The following is a 20,660-nucleotide window of genomic DNA, read 5'->3' on the forward strand; positions in this document are numbered from 1 at the left end:
GTGTCCGCGGATGGCAAGGACCCGAAGGAGCGACTCCAGTGCGTGCAGGGCACCCTGCTGCGCCAGGAGAAGCTCGCGGCGCTGGGCCGACACGCGGCGGGCCTGGCCCACGAGATGAACAACCCGGCCTCCGCCGGACGCCGCGCCAGCGAGCAGCTGGCCCAGGCCATGGACGCGGCGGAGGACCTGTCGCTGGCGCTGGACCGCCACACCCCCACGGTGGAGCAGCGCCAACTGCTGTTCCGCGTCTGCCGCCAGAGCCAGGGCCGCGGCGCCACGCGGGACATGGACCCGCTCACCCGCGGAGACGCCGAGGACGCGCTCGCCAACTGGCTGGACGCGCACGGCCTGGGCAACGCCTGGGACGTGGCCCCCACGCTCTTGGACGCCGCCATCGGCACCGAGCAGCTGGAGCCCATCGCCCAGGCCTTCGACGCGCAATCCCTGCCGGACGCGCTCGCGTGGCTGGAGGCGCTGGTGCGCACGCGCGCGCTGCTGGCGGAGGTGCGGCAGAGCACCACGCGGCTGGCCGAGCTGGCCGGCGCGGTGAAGTCGTACACGCACGCGGGCAAGGAGCACCTGGAGCCGGTGGACGTGCACGAGGGCCTGGAGAACACGCTGCTGCTCCTCAACTACAAGCTCAAGCACGGCGTGGAGGTGAAGCGCGAGTACGACCGGAGCCTGCCGCGCATCCAGGCGCTGCCCGGCGGCCTCAACCACGTGTGGACCAACCTCATCGACAACGCCATCGACGCCATGGCGGGCAAGGGCCACCTCACCGTGCGCACCGCGAGGGACGGCGCGTCGCTGCTCGTGGAGATGGTGGATGACGGGCCGGGCATCCCCCCGGAGCTGCTGCCGCGCATCTGGGAGCCCTTCTTCACCACCAAGCCCATGGGCCACGGCACCGGCCTGGGCCTGGACATCACCCACCGCATCGTCGTGGACATGCACCACGGCGACGTGCGCGTGGAGTCGCGCCCCGGCCGCACGGCGTTCCAGGTGCGGCTGCCCCTGGACGCGCCCACGGCGGCCTGACGGCTCACGCGCCGCGCAGCCCCTCCGGCTCCGCGCGGGCGCGGGCGACGCGGGCGCGGGGACGCGCGGCCTCCGGCACGAAGGCGTTCGCGCCCAGCTCGAAGGGCAGGCGCACCTGGAAGCAGGTGTCCCCCGGCTTCGAGGTGACGAGCAGCGCGCCCTGGTGCAGCGTGGACACCACGCGGTGGGTGATGCTGAGGCCCAGGCCCGTGCCCTCGCCCACGCCCTTGGTGGTGAAGAACGGGTCGAAGATGCGCGGCAGCACGTCCTCGGGGATGCCCGGGCCGTCGTCCCAGACCTCCACCACCACCTGGTCACAATCGCGCCGCGTGCGCAGCCGCAGCGTGCCGCCGCCGTTCTCGCGGATGGCGTCCGCCGCGTTCTCGATGAGGCTCGTCCACACCTGGTTCAGCTCCGTGCCGTACGCGGTGATGGGCGGCAGGCTCCGGTCGTAGTCCCGCTCCACGCGCACGCCGCGCAGCCGGTGGGCCAGCACCGCGAGCGTGCTCTCCAGCCCCTCGTGCACGTCCACCCGCTGCAGGGGCGCCTCGTCCAGGTACGTGTACGCGCGCGCGGAGTTCACCAGCGAGGCGATGCGCCCTCCCGCCTGCCCCACCTCCTCCAGCAGCATGGAGATGCCGCGCGTCGCGGCCACCCAGCGCAGCGTGCCCTTGAGGACCTCACCCGACAGCGCCTCCAGCTCCCGCTCCAGCCGCACGAGCGTCAAGCCGCTCTCCACCAGCTCCGGGGCCAGCACCCACGCGTCCTCCACGCCCCGCTGCTCCAGCCACCGCGCCATCGCGTCCTCCGCGTCCCCCCGGTCCAGCGGGGCGCTCGGCACCGGCTCCGGCGCGATGCCCGCCTCCAGCGCGCTCACCTTGGGCCCGGACATGGCGCGGCAATCGAGCGACAGCGCCAGCCCGGGCAGCTCGCGCAGCCGCTCCGCCAGCTCGCGCACGCCGCGCATCACCGCCGACACGGGGTTGTTCAGCTCGTGGGCCAGGCCCGCCGCCAGCGTGCCCAGCGAGGCCAGCTTCTCCTGCTGGAGCGCGATGGACTGGAGCATCTTGCTGCGCTCGGCCATCTTCCGGAGGATCTCCCGGTTGGCCGTGGGGCACTCCGCCAGCATCTGCCAGAAGGCCCGCGTCGCCAGCTTCAGCAGCCGGCAGTGCGTCACCGCCCGGCTGCTCGCGAGCAGGTCCTGGCCCAACAGGAGCGGCACCTCACCGAGGAACTCGCCCGCCTGGAACACGGAGACGAGCGTCTCCACGCCGGCCACCGTCTTGGTGAGGCGCAGCTCGCCCTCCAGGATGATGAAGAAGGACGCCGGGTCACCCTCGTGCCCCAGCCACTCCCCGGGCTCCAGCTCCAGCAGGACGGACTCCTCACGGAGCCGTCCCGCCTCCTCCTCGTCCGCGCCGGCGAAGAGGGGAACGGCGCGCAGCTCCTCCAGGGAGACGTGGGATGTGGCATGCAACGCCATGCGGGCGGCCCTTCCTGCCAGGGGGTTCCCACCAAAGTTGCGCCCCGACCTCGCGCCCCGCTCGCCCGTCGTGCTCCACCGTCCGCCGCCCGGCCGGCCGCACGACCCACCCGCCGCGAGCCTCCCCAATCCCCCCTCCCTCCGAGGCTGGCCAACGCGCGCCGCGCGGTCCTACAGTGCCGCCCTCCGTCGAGGTTCCATGTCCGTTCCAAGCCCCGTGGCGACCGCCGAGGCGTCCGCCGCCCCACCGCCCGCTCCCCCGCCCGCCTCCGAGCCGCCCGCGGCTTCCGCGCGCGCGGGGCTCGTCGCGCGGAGCGTGGCCGCGCTGGGGGGGCTGGGCTGGTTCCTGCTGTTCCTCGGCGGCGCGCGCGTGGTGCCTCCCTCGAACATCGAATGGATGATGCGCGACGACTGGGCGGGACACCTGTTCGGCTGGCTCTTCTACCGCAACGCGCCCTGGGGCTGGCCGTTGACGCTCACGCCCAACCACTTCCGGCCCTACGGCACCACCGTCGCGCTCAACGACGGCAACCCGCTGTGGGCGGTGGTGCTCAAGCCCTTCGAGGGGCTGCTGTCGCCGGACTTCCAATACACCGGCCTGTGGCTGGCGCTGTGCTTCGCGCTGATGGGGTGGTTCGGCGCGCGGCTGGTGGAGTGCGTCTCGCCGCGCCCGGTGCACCAGGCGCTGGGGGGCCTGTTGTTCGCGCTGTCCCCGCCGCTCGTGGCCCGCTTCCTCCACCCCACGCTGTGCGCGCACTGGCTGGTGGTGGCGATGCTGTGGCTCGCCCTGCGCCCCCTCCCCGACCGGGACGCGGCGAAGCGCACGGTGCTCCTCGCCCTGCTCTTCAACGCGCTGGGCTCCGGCACCCACCCCTACCTCGTGGCCATGCTGGTGCCGCTGGCGCTGGCCCTCTTCACGCGGCTGGTGCTGGAGCGGCTGCTGACGTGGTGGCAGGCGCTCGTGGCCGCCGCGGTCGTGGTGGGCGTGGACGTGCTGCTCTTCGCCGCGCTGGGCTACTTCCACGGCGCGTCGCTGGGGGCGGAGGGCTTCGGCGAGTTCGCCGCGGACCTGTCCACGCTGTTCAACTCGCAGGGCTGGTCGCGGCTGGTGCCCGGGATGCGCGCGACGTGGCGCCAGCACGAGGGCTTCGCCTTCCTGGGCGTGGGCGTCTGGGGCTTGTGGGCCGCGGGCCTGCTCGTCGCCGTGCCGTTCCTGCGCCCCCGTCGGGACATCCCGTGGCGACGCGTGCTGCCGCTCGGCGTCGTGGCGCTGGGCATGGCCGTGTACGCGCTGTCCTGGCGCGTGGCGTGGAAGACGGAGCAGGTCCTGGACGTGGGCTGGCTCTACACCTCCGTGCCCCAGCTCACCTCCGCGTTCCGCGCGTCCGGGCGCTTCATCTGGCCGCTGACGTACCTGCTGATGCTGGGCGCGGTGGGGCTGTGGCTGTGGCGCTGGCGCGCGCGCCCGTGGGTGGGCACGGCGGCGCTGGTGGTGGCGGTGGGCGCCAGCGCGGCGGACCTGCGCACGGAGAAGAGCGCCCTGTTCCTGCCCACGCACCTGCGCCGGCTCCAGGAGCCGGAGTGGGAGCGGCTGGAGGCGGGCGGCTACCGGAACCTCATGCTCTTCCCGCCCCACATCCAGTGGGTCTGTCCCTATGACGAACAGCTCGTCAACACGCTGAGCTACTTCGCCTACCGCCACCGGCTCACCTTCAACAGCGGCAACGCGTCCCGGCTGCCGCCCACGGTGTCGGAGGACTGCCACATGACGATGCGTCCGGGCGGCGTGGACCCGGACACCGTCTACGTGGTGGCGCCCCGCGAGCTGCCCGCCTTCCTGCGCGCGGGGGCCCGCTGCGGCGTGCTGGAGGGCATGCCCGTCTGCGTGGCCGGCCAGCGCGCGGATGGCTTCGCCCAGGCCCTGGAGCAGCACCCCTTGCGATAAGACTTGCATCCTCGCGCGGACATCCGCCGGGTGGACGCGACGTAGGGATGGACACCCTTCCCCCGGGACAGGCAGCATCCAGGCCGCCATGGGTCGCGAGGACATCGTCACAGCGCTGCGCCGGATTCCCCTGTTCGCCCGCCTTGGCGACGAGCAGCTCCAGTGGATGGCCAGCCATGGCCGCCAACTGAGCTTCCCCGCCGGCTCGAGGGTCGCCCTCCAGGGGGAGCCCGCGGACGGCCTGTCCGTCATCCTGGAGGGGCGCACGGTGTGGACGCGCCGCGTGGGCAACCAGGACGCGCACGCCGACACGCTGGAGGCGGGCGACGTCTTCGGAGAGGTCGTCCTCTTCCTCAACGCGCCCTACCCCACCACCGGCCATGCCCAGACGGAGGTGCGCCTGCTGCGGTTGGAGCCCGCCGCCTTCTGGGAGCTGCTGCGCCAGGCCCCCGCGCTGGGGCGCGGGCTGATGGAGGTGGCCAGCGCCCGCACGCAGCCCCAGGAGACCGTGTCCACGCAGCAGCCGCCCTCGGCCACGCCGGGGCAGATGGTCGCGGGGCTGGCCCCGGAGCTGGGCAACCCGGCGTCGTCCGCCCACCGCAGCGCCACGCGCCTGCGCGACACGCTGCGCCTGGTGTCCGCGCGCGCCATGGCCCTGGGCCAGCACGGCCTGTCCACCGCCCAGCGCAGCGCGCTGCTGGCGCTGCCCCTCGAGGCCGCCGACCGCGGCCGTGCCACCCCCGCCCTGTCCCCGCTGGAGCGCACGAAGCGCGAGGAGGACGTGGGGGCCTGGCTGGAGGTGCGCGGCATGATGGACGCGTGGGACGTGGCGCCCGCGCTGGTGGCCTCGGGCCTGGACGTGGCGTGGCTGGAGTCGGTGCAGACGCGCGTGGGCGAGGCCCTTTTGCGCGACACCCTCTCCTGGCTGGTGGCCGCGGTGAGCGGCGACGTGCTGCTGGCGGAGGTCGAGCGCGGGTCGGCCCGCGTGTCCGCGCTGGTGGAGGGCGTGAAGGCCTACAGCTTCCTCGACGCGCGCCCCACCGCCCCGCTGGACATCCACGACTGCCTGGAGCGCGCGCTGGCGGAGCTGGGCCACCGGCTGTCCGGGCACCCCATCACCGTGGAGCGTGAGTACGAGCGCTCGGTGCCTCGCGTCCAGGGAGAGGCGAGCGCGCTCGACGAGGTGCTGACGCAGCTGGTGCTCAACGCGCTGGAGTCGCTGGGTGAGCGCGGCGGGACGCTGCGGCTGCGCACGTGGGCGGAGGACCAGCGCGTGGTGGTGGAGTTCGCGGACGACGGCCCGGGCATCCCCCGCGACCTGATGCCGCGCATCTTCGAGCCCTTCTTCAGCACCCGCCCCCAGGCGGCGGGGCTGGGGTTGGACATCAGCCGCCGCATCGTCGAGCGTCATGGCGGCGACATCCGCGTCCTCTCCGAGCCCGGGCGCACCCGGGTCCAGGTGCGATTGCCCGCCTGAGTGGACGACACGGATGTCCGGCGCCTCACGCCCGCGGCATCCACCGTCGGACGGAAGGGCCGCGTCGTGCGTCGCCTCGTGCACGTCGCCCGGGGGTCCCCTAGGCCGCGAGCGACGGGTGCGGGTGGAGTGGAGGTCCTCGAAAGGAACTCCACATGCCCGGCGAAATCCAGGGGGCCTGGTTCAAGGCCATCATCGGCTCGATGACGGCCGCGTCGTCCCGCTTCCCCAACCACCAACGCACCATCAACACCATGCGCGACGACCAGTGGTACGCGTGGGACGACTACGTGCACATGCTGGAGGAGCTGCACGCGGCGCTGGGGGACCGCGCGGTGGAGGCCATCGCCCAGCGCTCGGCGATGCGCACCCTGCCGCTGGCGCGCACCATGGGCTTCGACTCCGTGGAGAAGGTGTTCGGGGACTTCGGCGCGCTGCTGCGCGCGCTGGTGCGCGGCCTGCCCGAGACGGAGCACGCCCGCACCGTCGCCTTCATGCCGCTGGCCGCGGAGGTGGAGAGCCACTCGCGCCTGCCCGCCTCGCTCCTGCTGGGCACCTTCCGCGGCTTCCTCATGGGCTTCGGTAAAATCGTCACCGAGGCGAAGGTCACCAGCCGGCACGGCGTCCATCGCTTCTCGCTCAAGTGGATGTGAGCCCGCGGCGCCAAGGCGCGCCCGAGGTGGCGGCGGACCGTGCGCCGTGTCGCGCGCACGGGGCCCTGGGAGGCGAGCCTCGCGGCGGGTGCTGGCACGACGGGTCGGGTGAATAGCTTCGAGGCAGCCAGGACCCAGGAGGGACCTCCGGGCCGAGGCTTTTCCCGAAGGAGCGCCCGCATGCCCACCATCGAGAAGCACGAGGTCGGAACGCCGACCTGGATGGACCTGATGACGCTGGACCTGGAGAAGGCCCGCACGTTCTACGGCGCGCTCTTCGGTTGGACGTTCGACATCGGCCCGAAGGAGGCGGACGGCTACACCCTCTGCAAGCTCGGGGGCCGGACCGTCGCGGGGCTGGGGATGAAGCCCCCGGACCAGCCGAGGTTCGCGGTGTGGAACCTCTACTTCGAGGTGGACGACGTGGACGCGGCCTGCGCCCGCGTGGAGAAGCTCGGAGGCAAGGTGGTGATGAAGCCCCGGGACGTGCCGGACTCGCACCGCATCGCCTTCTGCGTGGACCCCACGGGCGCCACCTTCGGCCTGTGGCAGTCGCGCCAGCACACGGGCGCGCAGGTGGTGGCGGAGCCCGGCGCCATGGTGTGGCACGAGGTGCTCACCCGCGACGCGCCGCGCGACAAGGCCTTCTACACGAAGCTGCTCGGCCTCCAGGAGTCGAAGCTGGAGGACATGGACTACTGGGCGCTGAACAAGGGCCGGGACGTGGTCGCCGGGGTGATGCAGATGGGCGACGCGTGGTCCCGGGACGTGCCGCCCAACTGGATGAACTACTTCGCCGTGGAGGACACGGACGCCACGGCCCGGCGCGTCGCGGAGCTGGGGGGCGCGGTGAAGCAGGCGCCCGTGGACTCGCCCTACGGGCGCTTCGCCGTGGTGAGCGACTCGCAGGGCGGGGTCTTCACCATCGTCAAGCCGACCAGGCCCTCCTGAGGCCCCCGGGTCGGGGAGCCTCCATTTTCGCCGGAGGAGGCGCCCACTAAAGTGCCGGGAGAATGTCGTCCGCTCCTCCCATCGGCCCGCGCACCTCCCGTCCCGTCGAACCCTGGCTCGAGGAGCTCGACCTCCTCGTGCGGGCCCGCTACCCGCTGCTGTACCTGCTGACGTGGGAGGAGCACCGGGTGGACGCGGTGCTCGCGGAGCTGGCGCGCGCGCACGGCAAGGCGCTGTTCCACTGGTCCATCACCAAGGGCCTGCGCCACGTGGGCAACACGCGCGGGCCGGTGCTGCCGGAGGACACCCGCAACCCGATGGACGCGCTCTCCGCCATCGAGAAGCTGGGCGAGCCCGCGCTGGTGGTGCTCAAGGACTTCCATCCGTACCTGGAGGAGAAGCACGTGGTGCGGGGGCTGCGGGAGCTGTCGCACGCCCTCAAGAGCACCTTCACCACCCTCGTCCTCCTGTCGCCCTCGCTGAACATCCCCGTGGAGCTGGAGAAGGAGGTGTCCGTCATCGACGTGCCCATGCCCGGGTACGGCGACCTGATGAGCCTCCTGAAGGAGATCGTCGCGGTGGTGCGCCGCACCAACAAGGCCACCATCGAGCTGACGCGCGAGCACGCGGACCAGCTCATCAAGGCGGCGCTGGGGCTCACGCTGGCGGAGGCGGAGAACGCCTTCGCCAAGGCCATCGCGCATGACGGCAAGCTGGGCCCGGAGGACATCAAGCGCGTCCAGGACGAGAAGCGCCAGGTCATCCGCAAGAGCGGCCTGCTGGAGTACTACCCTCCCGAGGAGACGCTGGGGAACGTGGGCGGCCTGGAGCACCTCAAGGGCTGGCTGTCCCAGCGCACCGCCGCCTTCGGGGAGCGGGCGCGCCAGTTCGGCCTGCCGGAGCCCCGGGGCCTGCTCCTCCTGGGCGTGCAGGGCTGTGGCAAGAGCCTCACCGCCAAGGCGGTCTCCGCGCACTGGAGCCTGCCGCTCCTGCGGCTGGACATGGGGCGCATCTTCAGCGGGCTGGTGGGCTCGTCCGAGGAGAACCTGCGCAAGGCCATCCGCGTGGCGGAGGGCGTGGCGCCGGTGGTGCTGTGGGTGGATGAAATCGAGAAGGGCCTGTCCGGCATGGGCTCGTCGGGCACGGTGGACGGTGGCGTGAGCGCGCGCGTCTTCGGCACGCTGCTCACCTGGCTCCAGGAGAAGTCGGCGCCGGTGTTCGTGGTGGCCACGGCCAACCGCATCGACGGGCTGCCGCCGGAGCTGCTGCGCAAGGGCCGCTTCGACGACATCTTCTTCATCGACCTGCCCGCGCACGCCGAGCGCCAGGACATCTTCTCCATCCACCTGCGCCGCCGGAAGCGGGAGCCCGCGCACTTCGACCTGGCGGAGCTGGCCACGCTGACGGAGGGCTTCAGCGGCTCCGAAATCGAGCAGGCGGTGGTGGCCGGCCTCTACGAGGCGTTCTCGGAGAGCACGGAGCTGGCGCAGCGGCACCTGACGCGCACCATCCAGGACACCTTCCCGCTGTCGGTGACGATGAAGGACGAGATTCGCCGGGCCCGCGAATGGGCCCGGGGCCGCACGCGCCCGGCCTCCGCGAGCGCGCCGTCCGGGGGGACGCCATGAGCAACCGACTCTCTCGCTTCCTCCACCTGGAGAAGGACCGGGGTGGGCGGGGGAAGCAGGAGCCCACGTCGCGGCTCCAGGGCCCGGAGCGCTTCGAGGCCCACGCGGAGCGCCGCGACCTGCCGCCCTCGGAGGTCCCCGAGGCCCACCTGGAGCGCTTCAAGGCCCAGCCCCCCGTGGCGCTCGAGCCCCCGCCGGAGCCCTCGGAGGACGACACGCCCTTCCCGCGCTGCGTGGTGTGCGAGTCGGAGAACGGCCGCTTCGCGGAGCGCTGCCAGCAGTGCGGCGCGGACCTGGGCACCCCGCAGCAGCACGCGTACAACGAAGGACTCCGGCGAACCCGTCGCGAGGAGCGCGCGCGGCGGGAGACGGAGCACACGGACCACCTCGAGCAGTTGGAGACCCAGCGCGACGAGGACGCCGAGCGCTACGCCGTGTTGATGCGCAAGCTGCGCGAGGAGGAGGGCCGCGGGAGCTTCTGGACGACGCGCAAGAGGCCCCACCGCGCCTGGACCCGCATCCTGCTCGGGCGCATCCCCTACCGCCCCCTGCGGTGGCTGCTGGTGGCCCTCTGGTTCGGCGTGGCGCTGCGGCTGTTCCTGTTCGAGATGGGGCGCACGCGCATGCTGGGCGTGTTCATGGCCTTCGTCTTCGTCGTGTACTGCATCCCGGGCGAGGAGGACCGCCGGCCCTGAGGCCCCGCCCGGGAGCGACCGCGCGCGGCGGCTCCGTCATCAGGAGGGCAGGCCGAGCGCCACCAGCGCGGCCGCCATCACCTGCTTCACCGGCACCCCCGCGGCCTCCGCGACGAGGCGGCAGTCCTCGAACTCCGGATGAGCGTTGAGGACGGCGCCGTCGCGCAGGCCCCGCTTCACGCGCACGCGGCCCCAGGGCGTCTCCACCTGCACCCAGTCGCGCTCCAGCGCCTGACGCTCCACGCGGTGGTAGCGCACGCCGAGCGTGGTGGACTCGCGCAGCAGCAGGTCCACCACCGACTCGCGCCCGCTCCCCTCCACCAGCGCGCTGAGCACGTGGCCCGGCCGGCTCTTCTTCATGACCACGGGCGACACCCACGCGTCCAGCGCGCCCACCGTGAACAGCCGCTCCAGCAGGTGCCCCAGAAGCTGCGGCGTGGCGTCGTCCAGGTTCGCCTCCACCACCCACAGCCCCTCCGCGCGCGGCGTCTCCACGCGCCCCAGCGACGCGCGCAGCACGTTGGGCCGGTCCTTGAAGTCCTTCGTACCCACGCCGTAGCCGACCTTCTCGATGATGAAGTCCGGCGGGTGGCCGATGCGCGTGAGCACCTTCAACAGCGCCGCGCCGGTGGGCGTCGTCAGCTCGCCCACGCCCTCGAAGCGCACGGGCACGTCGCGCAGCAGCTCCATCGTCGCGGGCACCGGGATGGGCATGCTCCCGTGCGCCACGCGGATGGTCCCGCTGCCCAGCGGCGGCGGGGCGGCGTGGACCTCCGGGTCCCCCAGCAGCTCGAGCACCACCGCCGCGCCGCAGATGTCCACGATGGAGTCCACCGCGCCCACCTCGTGGAAGTGGATGTCGTCGATGGAGACGCCGTGCACCTTCGCCTCCGCCTCGCCGATGGCGCGGAACACCGCGAGCGCGCGCTCCTTCGCCCGGGGCGGCAGCGTGGGCGCAGCCTCGATGAGCCGGCGGATGTCCGCGTAGGCCCGGTGCGGGTGCGCCTCGCGCGCGTCCAGCACCACGTCCAGGTGCGTGCCGCTGATGGCGTGGCGCACCGCGCGGCTCACCGCCAGCTTCCAGCCCGGCACCTCCAGCCCGCGCAGCGCCGCCTCGAGGTCCGCGGGCGCGAGCCCCAGGTCGATGCCCGCCGCCAGGAACATGTCCCCGGCGATGCCGCCCACCGGCTCCAGGTAGAGGATGCGTCGCATGCCGCTCACCGCCGTCCCTTCGTGCGGGAGATGAGGGCCGCGTAGAATCCACCCCCGAACCCGTTGTCGATGTTCACCGTGGCCACGTTGGAGGCGCACGAGTTCACCATCGCCAGCAGCGCGGACACGCCCTTGAAGTTGGCGCCGTAGCCCACGGACGTCGGCACCGCGACGACGGGGATGCCCACCAGGCCGCCCAGCGCGCTCGCGAGCGCGCCCTCCATGCCGGCCACCACCACCGCGACGTGGCACTCCTGGATTTCCTCCCGGCGCCGCAGGAGCCGGTGGATGCCCGCCACGCCCACGTCGTAGACGCGCCGCACCTCCGCGCCCAGGGCCTCCGCCGTCACCGCGGCCTCCTCCGCCACCGGGATGTCGCTCGTCCCCGCCGTGACGATGGCCACGCGGCCCGCGCGCACCTTGCCCTGCTTGAGGTGGAAGATGCGCGCCACCGGGTGGTACTGCCCCTTGGGGAAGCGGGCCAGCAGCGCCTCCGCCTTCTCCTGCTGCAGCCGCGTCACCAGCACCGTCTGCTTGCGCTCCACCAGCGCGCCCACGATGCCCAGAATCTGCTCCGCCGTCTTCGGCTCGCCCAGCACCACCTCCGGGAACCCGAAGCGCAGGTTGCGGTGGGTGTCGAGCGTCGCGTAGCCCAGCTCCGCGAAGGGCAGGTCCTTGAGTCGCCCCACGGCGTCGTCCACGGAGACGCGGCCGGACTTCACGCTGCCGAGCAGCTGCTTCAGCGCCTTCTCATCCATGGGCGCCCGTGTACCCCGAAACGGGCTACACGCCCAGCCGCGCCAGGAGGGCGCGGATGCTCTCCCGTTCCAGCACCAGCAGCAGCTGCCCGCTCACCGGGGGGGCCGCCGCGGCCATGAAGCGCGCCTCCAGGACGACGACCCGGCTGGCGTCGCCGTCCACCTGCCCCACCGCCGCGTCCACCAGCGCCCGGGCGCCTCCCCGGCGCAGCGTGGGCACGGACGGCATCAGCTTCCAGCCCGTCAGCTTGCCGATGGCGGACAGGCACGCGCTGGCGACGATGTTCGCCGCCTCCGCGACCGCGCTGTCCCGCTCCGCCTGCTCCGACGTGGGGCGTCCGAGCAGCAGCGACTCCAGCGCCTGCCCCTCCGCCAACGGCAGCGCCATCAACATGACGCCCTTGAGACCGCCGGAGATGGCCAGCCACGCGGCCACCGCCTGCGCGTCGCCGCCCAACAGGCCCGCCGCGTCGGAGGGGCCGGTGAGCAGCACTCGCGGCACGGAGAGGTCCACCTGCCGCCCGCCCATCAACCGGGAGAGCGCGTTGGCGGCATGACCACAGCCGATGTTGGTGACCTCGCGCAGGGCGTCGAGCTGCGCATCGCTGGGAAGGGGGAGGCTCACGCGGACAGTAACCTCGGCACATCCAGGATGAAGACGGGTCGGCCGCTGCCGAGGATGGTCACTCCGGAGAGGCCGGGCAGCAGGTCCAGGGGACGCGACAGGGGCTTGAGGACGACCTCCTCCTGGCCGAGCAGCCGGTCCACCCCCAGCGCCACGCGGCCCGCGTCGCCCTCCATCACCACGAAGGGGCGCAGGCCCTGGCGCGCGGGGGCCGGGACCCCGACGAGCATGTCCAGCGCGTGCACGGGCAGCAGCGAGTTGCCGTGGGGGAGCAGTGCCGTCTCACGGCTGCGGCTGAGCGCGTCGCCATCCGCCTCCGTGGCGCCCACCACCTTGGCGATGGGCAGGCCGAAGACCTCCTCGCCCACCTCCACGAGCAGCAGGTGCACCACCGCGACCGTCAGCGGCAGGCGCAGCGTGAAGCGGGTGCCCCGCCCCGGCTCGCTGTCGATTTCGAGCGTGCCGCCCACGTTCTCCACCACGCGCTTGACGGCGTCCATGCCCACGCCGCGGCCGGAGATGTCCGTCACGTCCTTCGCCGTGGACACCCCGGGCAGGCACGACAGCATGAAGGCCTCGCGGTCCGTCATGCGCGCCGCGGCCTCCGGCGTGAGCAGCCCGCGCGCCACCGCCGCGGCCTTGAGCTTCGCCGGGTTCATGCCCCGGCCGTCGTCCTCCAGCTCGATGATGACCCGATCCCTGGCGCGCTTGACGGCCACGAGCACGCGCCCGCGCGGACCCTTCTTCGCCGCCAGCCGCTCCTCGGGGGACTCCAGGCCGTGGTCGATGCAGTTGCGCAAGAGGTGCAGCAGCGGGTCCGCCAGCTCGTCGAGGATGGCGCGGTCGAGCTCGATTTCGGCGCCGGTGATGACCAGGTCGACCTCGCGCTCCTTGCGCCGGGCGATGTCGCGCGCGGCGCGGGGGAGCCGGTCGGTGATGAGCGACAGCGGCGTCATGCGCGCGGTCATCACCTTGTCGTGCAGGTCCTTCACCAGCGTGTGCAGCCGGTAGACGCCCTCCTCCAGCGCGGGGCGCACCGTCTCCGGGAGCACCTTGCCCACCTCGCGCAGGCGGGCGGTCGCAAGCATCAGCTCGCCCACGGTGTCGAGGAAGTAGTCGAGCAGCTCCGTGCGCACGCGCACCGTGCGCGACGAGGAGTCCCCGGTGGCGCCGCGCGCGCCCTCCGCCGCCGGCGGTGCCACGGGCAGCGCGATGGGCAGCGCGATGGCGGGCTTCACCGAGACGACCTCGACCTCCGCCACGTTCTTGAGGGACGCGTGGATGCCCGTGTCGCCCACGGACGTCTCCAGCTCGAGCTGGATGTAGCCATCCGGGATGCGCCCGGCCTTCAGCTCCTCCAGCGCGGGGCGCAGGTCCAGGAGCGTGCCCAGGTTGGTGAGGCGCTTGTGGACGAGGAACGCGCGCACGCCGGGCACCTGGCAGGTGGGCGCGATGCGCAACCGGACCGCCCAGCGCTGCGTGGAGCGCCCCTCCGGCGCGTCCCCGGGAAGCGGACCGGACGAGGCCGCCTTGAGGGCGTGTCCCAGCTCGGACACCACCCGCGAGCTCGCGGGGTCCGCGAGCACCGGGCCCGTGGCGAGGTTGCCCGAGGAGGCGCCGGTCCCTCCAGTCGAAGCATCCGGCGCGGACAACCGCGGCGCGGCGGGCGGAACACCCGCGCCCGAGCCCGGAGCACCGGACGCGGAGGCGCCGTCACCCGAACCCGACGACACGCCACTCGCCGCTGGAGGCCCCGTGCCAGAGATACCGGCCTCGCCCGTCGAGACCGGCCCCACCGACGCGCCCCGGGACTCGGCGCCCACCGCTCCGGGCGACACGCCCTCACCGGAGACGCCGCTCGCACCCGATGCACCTGGCCCGTGGCCCCGCGCGCTCCCCGAGGAGTCCGCGCCCGAGGAGCCGCTCGTCCCTGACAGGCTCGTGCCCGACGTGCCACCCACGCCAGCAGCACCGGAGCCTGACGAGCCACCCGTCCCGGACGGGCTCGTGCCCGACGTGCCACCCGGCCCCGAAACACCCGAGCCTGACGAGCCCCCCGTCCCTGACGGGCTCGTGCCCGACGTACCACCCGGCCCCGAAACACCCGAGCCTGACGAGCCCCCCGTCCCTGACGGGCTCGTGCCCGACGTGCCACCAGCGCCAGCAGCACCGGAGCCTGACGAGCCCCCCGTCCCGGACGAACCCGCGCCCGACGCGCCACCGGCGCCAGACGAACCCGAACCCGACGCGCCACCACCGCCGCCGGGGTCGTCACCACCGGTTCCGTCGCCGTCCGACTTGAGCACCGTCACCTTCGCCACGCGGGTGGCGGAGGGCGCGTGCCCGGTCATGGCGGTGACGCGCGCGCCCAACTGGGCCAGCAGCGCGGCGGGGTCCTCGGGCGGCCGTCCCTCGGCCACCGCGCGCACCTGCGCCAGCAGCGTGTCCGAGGCCGACAGCAGCAGGTCCACCAGGTCCCGGTCCAGCCGGCCCCGGTCCTGGCGCACGGCGTCGACCAGGTCCTCCACGCGGTGCGCGAGGATGGCGATGGGCTCGAAGCCCATCGACGACGCCATGCCCTTGACGGAATGCGCGTGGCGGAACATCGAGTCCACCGCGCTGGAGGAGCCCTCTCGCTCCAGTTGCACGAGGTCCCGCCCGAGCGCCTCCAGGTGCTCACTGGCCTCGGAGATGAAGAGGCCCAGGTAGCGGGACATGTCCATCGTCATGTCCGACCTCGTCAGGAAGCGCCGGGAGACCGGGCGACCGCGTCTCCGCTCACGCCTCTCCCAGGACCTTCTTCACCACGGCCAGCACGTCCTCGGCCCGGAACGGCTTGACGATGAAGTCCGAGGCACCCGCCTCGATGGCCTCCATCACCAGGCTCTCCTGACCGAGCGCGGAGCACATGATGACCACCGCGCTGCTGTCGTGCTTGATGATCTCCCGCGTGGCCTCGATGCCGCTCTTGAACGGCATGACGATGTCCATCGTCGTGAGGTCGGGCTTGAACTCCTTGTACTTCTCCACGGCCTCCAGGCCATTGGCCGCTTCGCCGACGACCTCGAACCCTCCAGACGCGAAGATGTCCTTGATCATGTTGCGCATGAAGATGGCATCGTCGACGACCAGGACCCGCTTAGCCATGTGAAGAACTCCGCCTCCGAATCACCTAGAGGAACGCGGACACTATCACCCGCGCTTTCCAGGGGGCTACTCACTTGGAATGGGTGAACAAGGCAACCACCGCGGCATCCAATCCCTCGGGGTCCAACACGGTCACCCCCAGGCCACCCAGCCGGGCGACGCCACGAATGGCTGGCGTCAACTTCCCCGGCGCAGCGCTCACGCGCTCCACCGCCTCGATTCCATCCACATCCGTCACCAACAGTCCCAGATCCCTCCGCCCTCGGTCCAGCAGAACCACGCGGGCCTGGGGGGTGCCACCCTCCGGCAACCCCAGCAACTGTCGCAACTCCACCACCGTCACCACCCGGCCCCGCAGGTTCATCACCCCGGTGATGGCCGACGGCGCCCTCGGCACCCGGGTGAAGCGCTCTGGAGGCACGACGACCTCCCGCACCGCCGACAAGGGCAGTCCGTAGCGCTCCTTCTCCACCCGGAAGATGACGTGCCGCACTGGACTCGCGTTGTACCAGCTTTGCCCTGACCGGAACCGCCCCGCCCTTCACCTCGACCGCTTCACCTTCGTCCGCGGCGCCGCGCGAGCCGTCTTCGCTCCACGCACACCCGCCGCGACCTTCTTCTTCACCGCCGCCCGCTTGCGGGTGGACTTCTTCACCCCGGGCGAACCACCCGCCTCCCACGCCGCCAACACCGCCTTGGGCGCCACCGCGCGGAAGCTCTCGTGGACCCACATCGACAGCAGGTCCACCGGCACCACCTGCCCACGGGCGAAGGACGCCGTCACCCAGCCGCTCTTGCCCAGCCCGTAGCCCGTGGGCTCCGCGAAGGGCAGCATCAGCGCCGCCTCGTGGGTCGTGGGCAGCTTGGTGGTGACGCGCAGCCCCTCCGCGTCCAGCACCAGGATGGCGAACATCTTCCCCTTCACCTTGGCCGTGCGGTGGCCCCAGGGGAACTCCTCCGTCGTCTCCGGCAGCCCGAGCATCACCTCGCGCAGCCGCGCCTCGGCGGCCCGCAGCGCGGCGTCCGGCTGGCGCTGGGCGGAGGTGCTCATGACCCCAGGCGGAAGCTGCGCACCACGCTCTGCAGCTCGACGGACAGGTTGGTCAGCTCGCTGGCCAGCGACGTCATGCGCGACACCGCCGCCGTCTGCTCCTGGATGACGGACTGGATGGCCTCCGTGGAGGAGGCGTTGTTGCGCGCCACCAGCTTGATCTCCTCGATGGCCTTCACCATCTCCTCGCTGCCCTTGTGCTGCTCGCGGGCGCTCTCGGAGATGAGGTGCACCTTCTCCGAACCCTTGCGGATGGTGTCGGTGATGGCGCCCATGGAGCGCACGATGTTCGTCAGGTCCTCGCGGCCCTCGGCCAGCTCCGCGATGCCCTCCTTCATGGCGCTCACCACGGAGACGGACTGGCCGGAGATGTCCCGCGCCAGCTTGGAGATCTGCTCCGCGGACCGGCCCGCGCTCTCCGCCAGCTTGCGCACCTCGTCCGCCACCACCGCGAACCCGCGGCCGTACTCACCCGCGCGCGCCGCCTCGATGGTCGCGTTGAGCGCCAGCAGGTTCGTCTGCTGCGCCACCTGGGTGATGGCGTCGACGATCTTGGAGATCTCCTGCGTCTTCTCGCCGAAGGCGAACACCTGCTGGCTGGCGGCCTCGATGCGGTTGAAGACCTTCTTCACCTTGTCGCCGGCCAGCCGCGCCGCCTTGGAGCCGTCCTCCGCCGCGCTGCTCGTCTCCGCCGTCGTCTTCGCCGCGTCCTCCGCGCTCCCCGTGGTGCGCTGGATGCTGCTGGCCATCTCCGTGATGACCTTGGACGCCTTGGAGACGAGCTGCGACTGCGACTCCGCGCCGCCGGCGATGATGTTCATCGACGAGCCCACCTCCTCCGTGGACCCGTTCACGTTCTCCGCCGAGCGCTGCAGGTCGATGGCCGTGTCCGCCACGCTCTTGGCCGTCTCCTGGATCTTCCCCACCAGCTCGCGCAGGTTCTCCTGCATCCGGATGATGGCGCCCGTCAGCTCGTCGATTTCGTCGCGCTTGCGGCCGTCCTCGTCCGCCACCACCGGCTTCGACAGGTCCCCCTGTGAAATCTCGTACGCGGAGCGGCTGAGCACCTTCACCCGCGTCACCCGCGCCAGCAGCGAGGGCAGCGCCGCCGCGGCCGCCCCGGTGATGAGCACCGCCACGCCCAGCCGCAGCAGGTCCCGCGACAGCGCGCCCAGCTCCCCGAACACCAGGCTGAGGAGCGCGTCCGCCCCGAACATCCAGGCGATCAACATCGACCCGAGCACCACGTAGCCGGTGGAGATTCGCCAGTGGAGGGAGACCACCCGGGTCGCACGGGGGCTGTCCACGGCGCGCAGCAGTCGCTGCAACGGCTCGCGGCGGGGAGTCAGGCCTGGGGCAGTGTCGTCGCGAAGGGGACGGCGCACGGGTTGCTTTCGGGGGAGGGGCGGAAGCGACTTGGGATTTAGCCTTGCTGTCCGGCAGGGTCAATCCACCCAACGGCTAGCCGAAGTGGTCGAACCCGCCCGGGCGGTCCACCGCGCGGCCCGCCGCATCGCGGATCACCCACCCGTTTCCCTCGGAGAACACGCCGATGCGCGTCACCGTGTGTCCGGCCGCGCCACACGCGCGCTCGAATGCCCGCCCGCGCCTCGGGGGAACAGCCAGGAGCAACTCGTAATCCTCGCCTCCCGCCAGCGCGCCCTCGGGGCCCAGCTCCCGTCGCACCACCGCCGACAAGGGCAGCCGCCCGAGCTCCACCTCCGCCCGCACCCCGGAAGTCACGCACAGGTGACCCAGGTCTTGTGCAAGCCCATCGGAAACATCCAGTGCGGCGGATGCGTAGCGCGCGGCGAGGCGCCCCAGGGCGACGCGGGGCTCGGGGCGGCGCTGCCGGCGCACGGCGTCGCCCCGCCGCCTGCCGGCGCGCAGGTGCACAAGCCCCAGGCGCGCGTCGCCGAGCGTGCCGGACACATAGAGGAGGTCGCCGGGGCGGGCGCCCGCGCGGGTGAGCGGCGCGCGCGACAGCTCGCCCGCGGCGGTGATGGTGATGGAGACCTCGCGGGCGGAGGTGAAGTTGCCCCCCACCAGCGCCACGCGGTGCGCGCGGGCGAGCGCGGCCATGCCCCGGGCGAGCCCGGACAGCTCGCGCGCGGGGAAGTCGCGGGGCAGCGCGAGCGCGCAGACGAACCAGCGCGGCGTGGCGCCCATGGAGGCCAGGTCGGACAGGTTCACCGCCAGGGCCTTGTGGCCGATGTCCTCCGGCGAGAACGCGGCGCGGGTGAAGTGCACGTCCTCCACCAGCGCGTCGGTGGTGACGCACAGCGGGCGGCGCGAGGGCGGCAGCACCGCGCAGTCGTCCCCCGGCCCCACGGGGACGCGGGCCTTGGGGAAGTGGTGGAGGAAGCGGCGGATGAAGTCGAACTCACCGGGCATCCCCGGCAGGAAAGACCACCCGCCGCCCCAGGGCAACGCTCGTCGCGGGGCCCGGCGCTACTGGAGCACGCTCACGCCGATGCCCGGCGCCTCGCCCCCGTGCAGCCACGTGGCCACGGCGGCCCCGTCCTCGCCCACGGACAGCCGGGGCGTGCCCGTCAGCGGGATGGACGTCTCGTCGAGCTTGACCGCGCGCCCCCAGCCCTGGCCCGGCGCATAGCGGCTGGTGAAGATGCGCTGCCGGTCGGACGCCAGCTCCTGCGCCCAGACGGCGATGAACTGTCCCTGGGGGCCGTTGGCCAGCCAGGGCTCGCGCGCGTTGCCCTCGGACTGCACGCCGAAGTCGCCGTAGCCCTCGCGCCAGCCCTGCGCGAAGTCGTACGCGCGGGAGGACAGCCGCACCCGCGTCCCGTCGAAGCGGGGCCACACCACCAGGGTGCGCCCGTTGCGCTCCGGCGTGGCCCGCCCCGCGCTCGTCGTGCCCAGCGCCGTCTCCAGCCGCTCCGGCGTGCCCCACCCGGTGCCGGGCGTGAAGCGCCGCGCCCACAGCTCCACCTGCACGGAGGCAATCTCGCTCCACACCGCGAGGACGGAGCCCTGGGGCCCCGCCACCGCCTCCGTGTTGTAGCCCTCGACGCCCGCCGCGTTGACCTGCTCCGCCGCGAGCCAGCCGTCCTCCGGCGTCCAGCGCGCCACCCAGGCGCCGAGCAGGCCCTCGAACTCGTCGAGCCGGTACCACGCCACCACCGCGTGGCCGTCCTGGCCGAGCGACAGCCGCGGCTCCAGCGAGAAGCCCGGCACCGGCGTGTCGATGCGGCGCGCCTCGCCCCAGCCCTCGTCGCCCTCGAGGCGCGCGGCCCAGATGTTCTCGCTGAAGGTGTCGCCGTCGAACTGCGACCACGTCAGCGTGGCGTTGCCGCCCATGTCGATGGCCAGCTGGAACGCCGTCGGCTCGCCCAGGGGGACGGCCATCACCGGGTCCGGCTTGAGCCAGCCCTCGCCGGGCGTGAAGCGGCTCGCCCACAGCTCCACGGGCGACGTGCCCTCCGACTGCATCCAGACGGCGAGCGCCCGCCCCGAGGCGTCCAGCACCACCTGCGGCTGACGCGCCGTCAGGGGCGCCTGCGGCGAGCGGCGGAACAGGCCCAGGGCCTCCGCGGGCGTCCAGCCGGTGTCCGGCTCCAGCACGCTGAACCACAGCCGCTCGTCCCGGCCGTCCGACTCCGACCACAGCGCCAGCGCGTGGCCCGCGTCCTCCATCGCGACCCAGGGCGCGTTGGGCGTCAGGCCCGGCGTCCCCATGACACACGGCTCCGCCCACCAGCGCCGGCCGTCCGGGCCCAGGTCCTCCTGGGCCAGCGACGGCGTCGCGCGCGAGGCGAGCACGCCCGGCCACGGCAGCGACACCGGCGAGGTCGGCGGTTGGAAGGGGGACTGCGCGGGCGGACGTTCGGGGCAGAACCCCGGCGGCGCCGGAATGGGCGGCTCCTCACCACAGCCCCCCTGCGTCCACAGCACAGACACCAGCACGCTGACGACGACGGCGTTTCGCATCCTTGCTCCTGCCACGTCCGGGTTGTCCACACACGCAACGACGCCCCAC

At 72.8% G+C, this 20,660-nt stretch carries 18 protein-coding genes; 7 read left to right on the top strand and 11 right to left on the bottom strand.

Annotated features, from left to right (window positions below; all coding sequences use genetic code 11):
* Positions 1-1,038 (top strand): sensor histidine kinase, encoded by a 1,038-nt coding sequence (locus LZ198_RS17605; protein WP_253973145.1) that lies wholly within the window; start codon positions 1-3, stop codon positions 1,036-1,038.
* Between the two features lie 4 nt (positions 1,039-1,042).
* On the opposite strand, the gene LZ198_RS17610 is transcribed toward LZ198_RS17605, so the two are convergent.
* On the bottom strand, positions 1,043-2,521 hold the full coding sequence (locus tag LZ198_RS17610) for a sensor histidine kinase (RefSeq protein WP_253973146.1): 1,479 nt from the start codon (positions 2,519-2,521) through the stop codon (positions 1,043-1,045).
* Between the two features lie 199 nt (positions 2,522-2,720).
* Here LZ198_RS17610 and LZ198_RS17615 point away from each other — a divergent pair, with 199 nt between their 5' ends.
* The 6 genes from LZ198_RS17615 (at position 2,721) to LZ198_RS17640 (ending at position 9,870) form a co-directional block, all read left to right on the top strand.
* A complete protein-coding gene (locus LZ198_RS17615; RefSeq protein ID WP_253973147.1) occupies positions 2,721-4,466 on the top strand; it encodes a DUF6311 domain-containing protein in 1,746 nt (581 codons plus the stop codon).
* 88 nt (positions 4,467-4,554) lie between these two features.
* On the top strand, positions 4,555-5,943 hold the full coding sequence (locus LZ198_RS17620) for an ATP-binding protein (protein ID WP_253973148.1): 1,389 nt from the start codon (positions 4,555-4,557) through the stop codon (positions 5,941-5,943).
* Positions 5,944-6,098: 155 nt separating this feature from the next.
* Complete coding sequence (locus LZ198_RS17625; RefSeq protein ID WP_253973149.1) at positions 6,099-6,596, top strand: endo-1,4-beta-xylanase; 498 nt, start codon at positions 6,099-6,101, stop codon at positions 6,594-6,596.
* Between the two features lie 180 nt (positions 6,597-6,776).
* Entirely contained in the window at positions 6,777-7,547 is a 771-nt protein-coding gene (locus LZ198_RS17630; RefSeq protein WP_253973150.1) for a VOC family protein, read from the top strand.
* A gap of 62 nt (positions 7,548-7,609) precedes the next feature.
* Complete coding sequence (locus LZ198_RS17635; protein WP_253973151.1) at positions 7,610-9,175, top strand: AAA family ATPase; 1,566 nt, start codon at positions 7,610-7,612, stop codon at positions 9,173-9,175.
* Entirely contained in the window at positions 9,172-9,870 is a 699-nt protein-coding gene (locus LZ198_RS17640; RefSeq protein ID WP_253973152.1) for a hypothetical protein, read from the top strand. Before LZ198_RS17635 ends, LZ198_RS17640 begins: the two co-directional genes overlap by 4 nt.
* A 39-nt stretch (positions 9,871-9,909) precedes the next feature.
* Here the strand turns inward: LZ198_RS17640 and larC are convergent, their stop codons facing one another.
* The 10 genes from larC to LZ198_RS17690 form a co-directional block, all read right to left on the bottom strand.
* Complete coding sequence (gene larC, locus LZ198_RS17645) at positions 9,910-11,082, bottom strand: nickel pincer cofactor biosynthesis protein LarC (protein ID WP_253973175.1); 1,173 nt, start codon at positions 11,080-11,082, stop codon at positions 9,910-9,912.
* 5 nt (positions 11,083-11,087) lie between these two features.
* A complete protein-coding gene (gene larB, locus LZ198_RS17650; RefSeq protein ID WP_253973153.1) occupies positions 11,088-11,840 on the bottom strand; it encodes a nickel pincer cofactor biosynthesis protein LarB in 753 nt (250 codons plus the stop codon).
* A 25-nt stretch (positions 11,841-11,865) separates the two neighbouring features.
* A complete protein-coding gene (locus LZ198_RS17655) occupies positions 11,866-12,465 on the bottom strand; it encodes a chemotaxis protein CheC (protein ID WP_253973154.1) in 600 nt (199 codons plus the stop codon).
* Entirely contained in the window at positions 12,462-15,194 is a 2,733-nt protein-coding gene (locus LZ198_RS17660) for a chemotaxis protein CheA (protein ID WP_253973155.1), read from the bottom strand. The genes LZ198_RS17655 and LZ198_RS17660 overlap by 4 nt, the downstream gene beginning before the upstream one ends.
* Positions 15,195-15,243: 49 nt before the next feature.
* Complete coding sequence (locus LZ198_RS17665; protein ID WP_234067856.1) at positions 15,244-15,612, bottom strand: response regulator; 369 nt, start codon at positions 15,610-15,612, stop codon at positions 15,244-15,246.
* A 70-nt stretch (positions 15,613-15,682) separates the two neighbouring features.
* Positions 15,683-16,105 (bottom strand): chemotaxis protein CheW, encoded by a 423-nt coding sequence (locus LZ198_RS17670; protein ID WP_253973156.1) that lies wholly within the window; start codon positions 16,103-16,105, stop codon positions 15,683-15,685.
* Between the two features lie 48 nt (positions 16,106-16,153).
* Positions 16,154-16,663: an MmcQ/YjbR family DNA-binding protein gene (locus LZ198_RS17675; RefSeq protein WP_253973157.1), complete on the bottom strand. Its 510-nt coding sequence runs from the start codon at positions 16,661-16,663 to the stop codon at positions 16,154-16,156.
* Positions 16,660-18,048, bottom strand: coding sequence for a methyl-accepting chemotaxis protein (locus tag LZ198_RS17680; RefSeq protein ID WP_253973158.1), 1,389 nt, complete (start codon positions 18,046-18,048; stop codon positions 16,660-16,662). Before LZ198_RS17680 ends, LZ198_RS17675 begins: the two co-directional genes overlap by 4 nt.
* 76 nt (positions 18,049-18,124) lie before the next feature.
* Positions 18,125-19,057 (bottom strand): thiamine-phosphate kinase, encoded by a 933-nt coding sequence (thiL, locus tag LZ198_RS17685; RefSeq protein ID WP_253973159.1) that lies wholly within the window; start codon positions 19,055-19,057, stop codon positions 18,125-18,127.
* A 57-nt stretch (positions 19,058-19,114) separates the two neighbouring features.
* Positions 19,115-20,611 (bottom strand): hypothetical protein, encoded by a 1,497-nt coding sequence (locus LZ198_RS17690; protein WP_253973160.1) that lies wholly within the window; start codon positions 20,609-20,611, stop codon positions 19,115-19,117.
* Positions 20,612-20,660: the final 49 nt, after the last annotated feature.

Source organism: Myxococcus dinghuensis (genome assembly GCF_024198235.1).
GTDB lineage: Bacteria > Myxococcota > Myxococcia > Myxococcales > Myxococcaceae > Myxococcus > Myxococcus dinghuensis.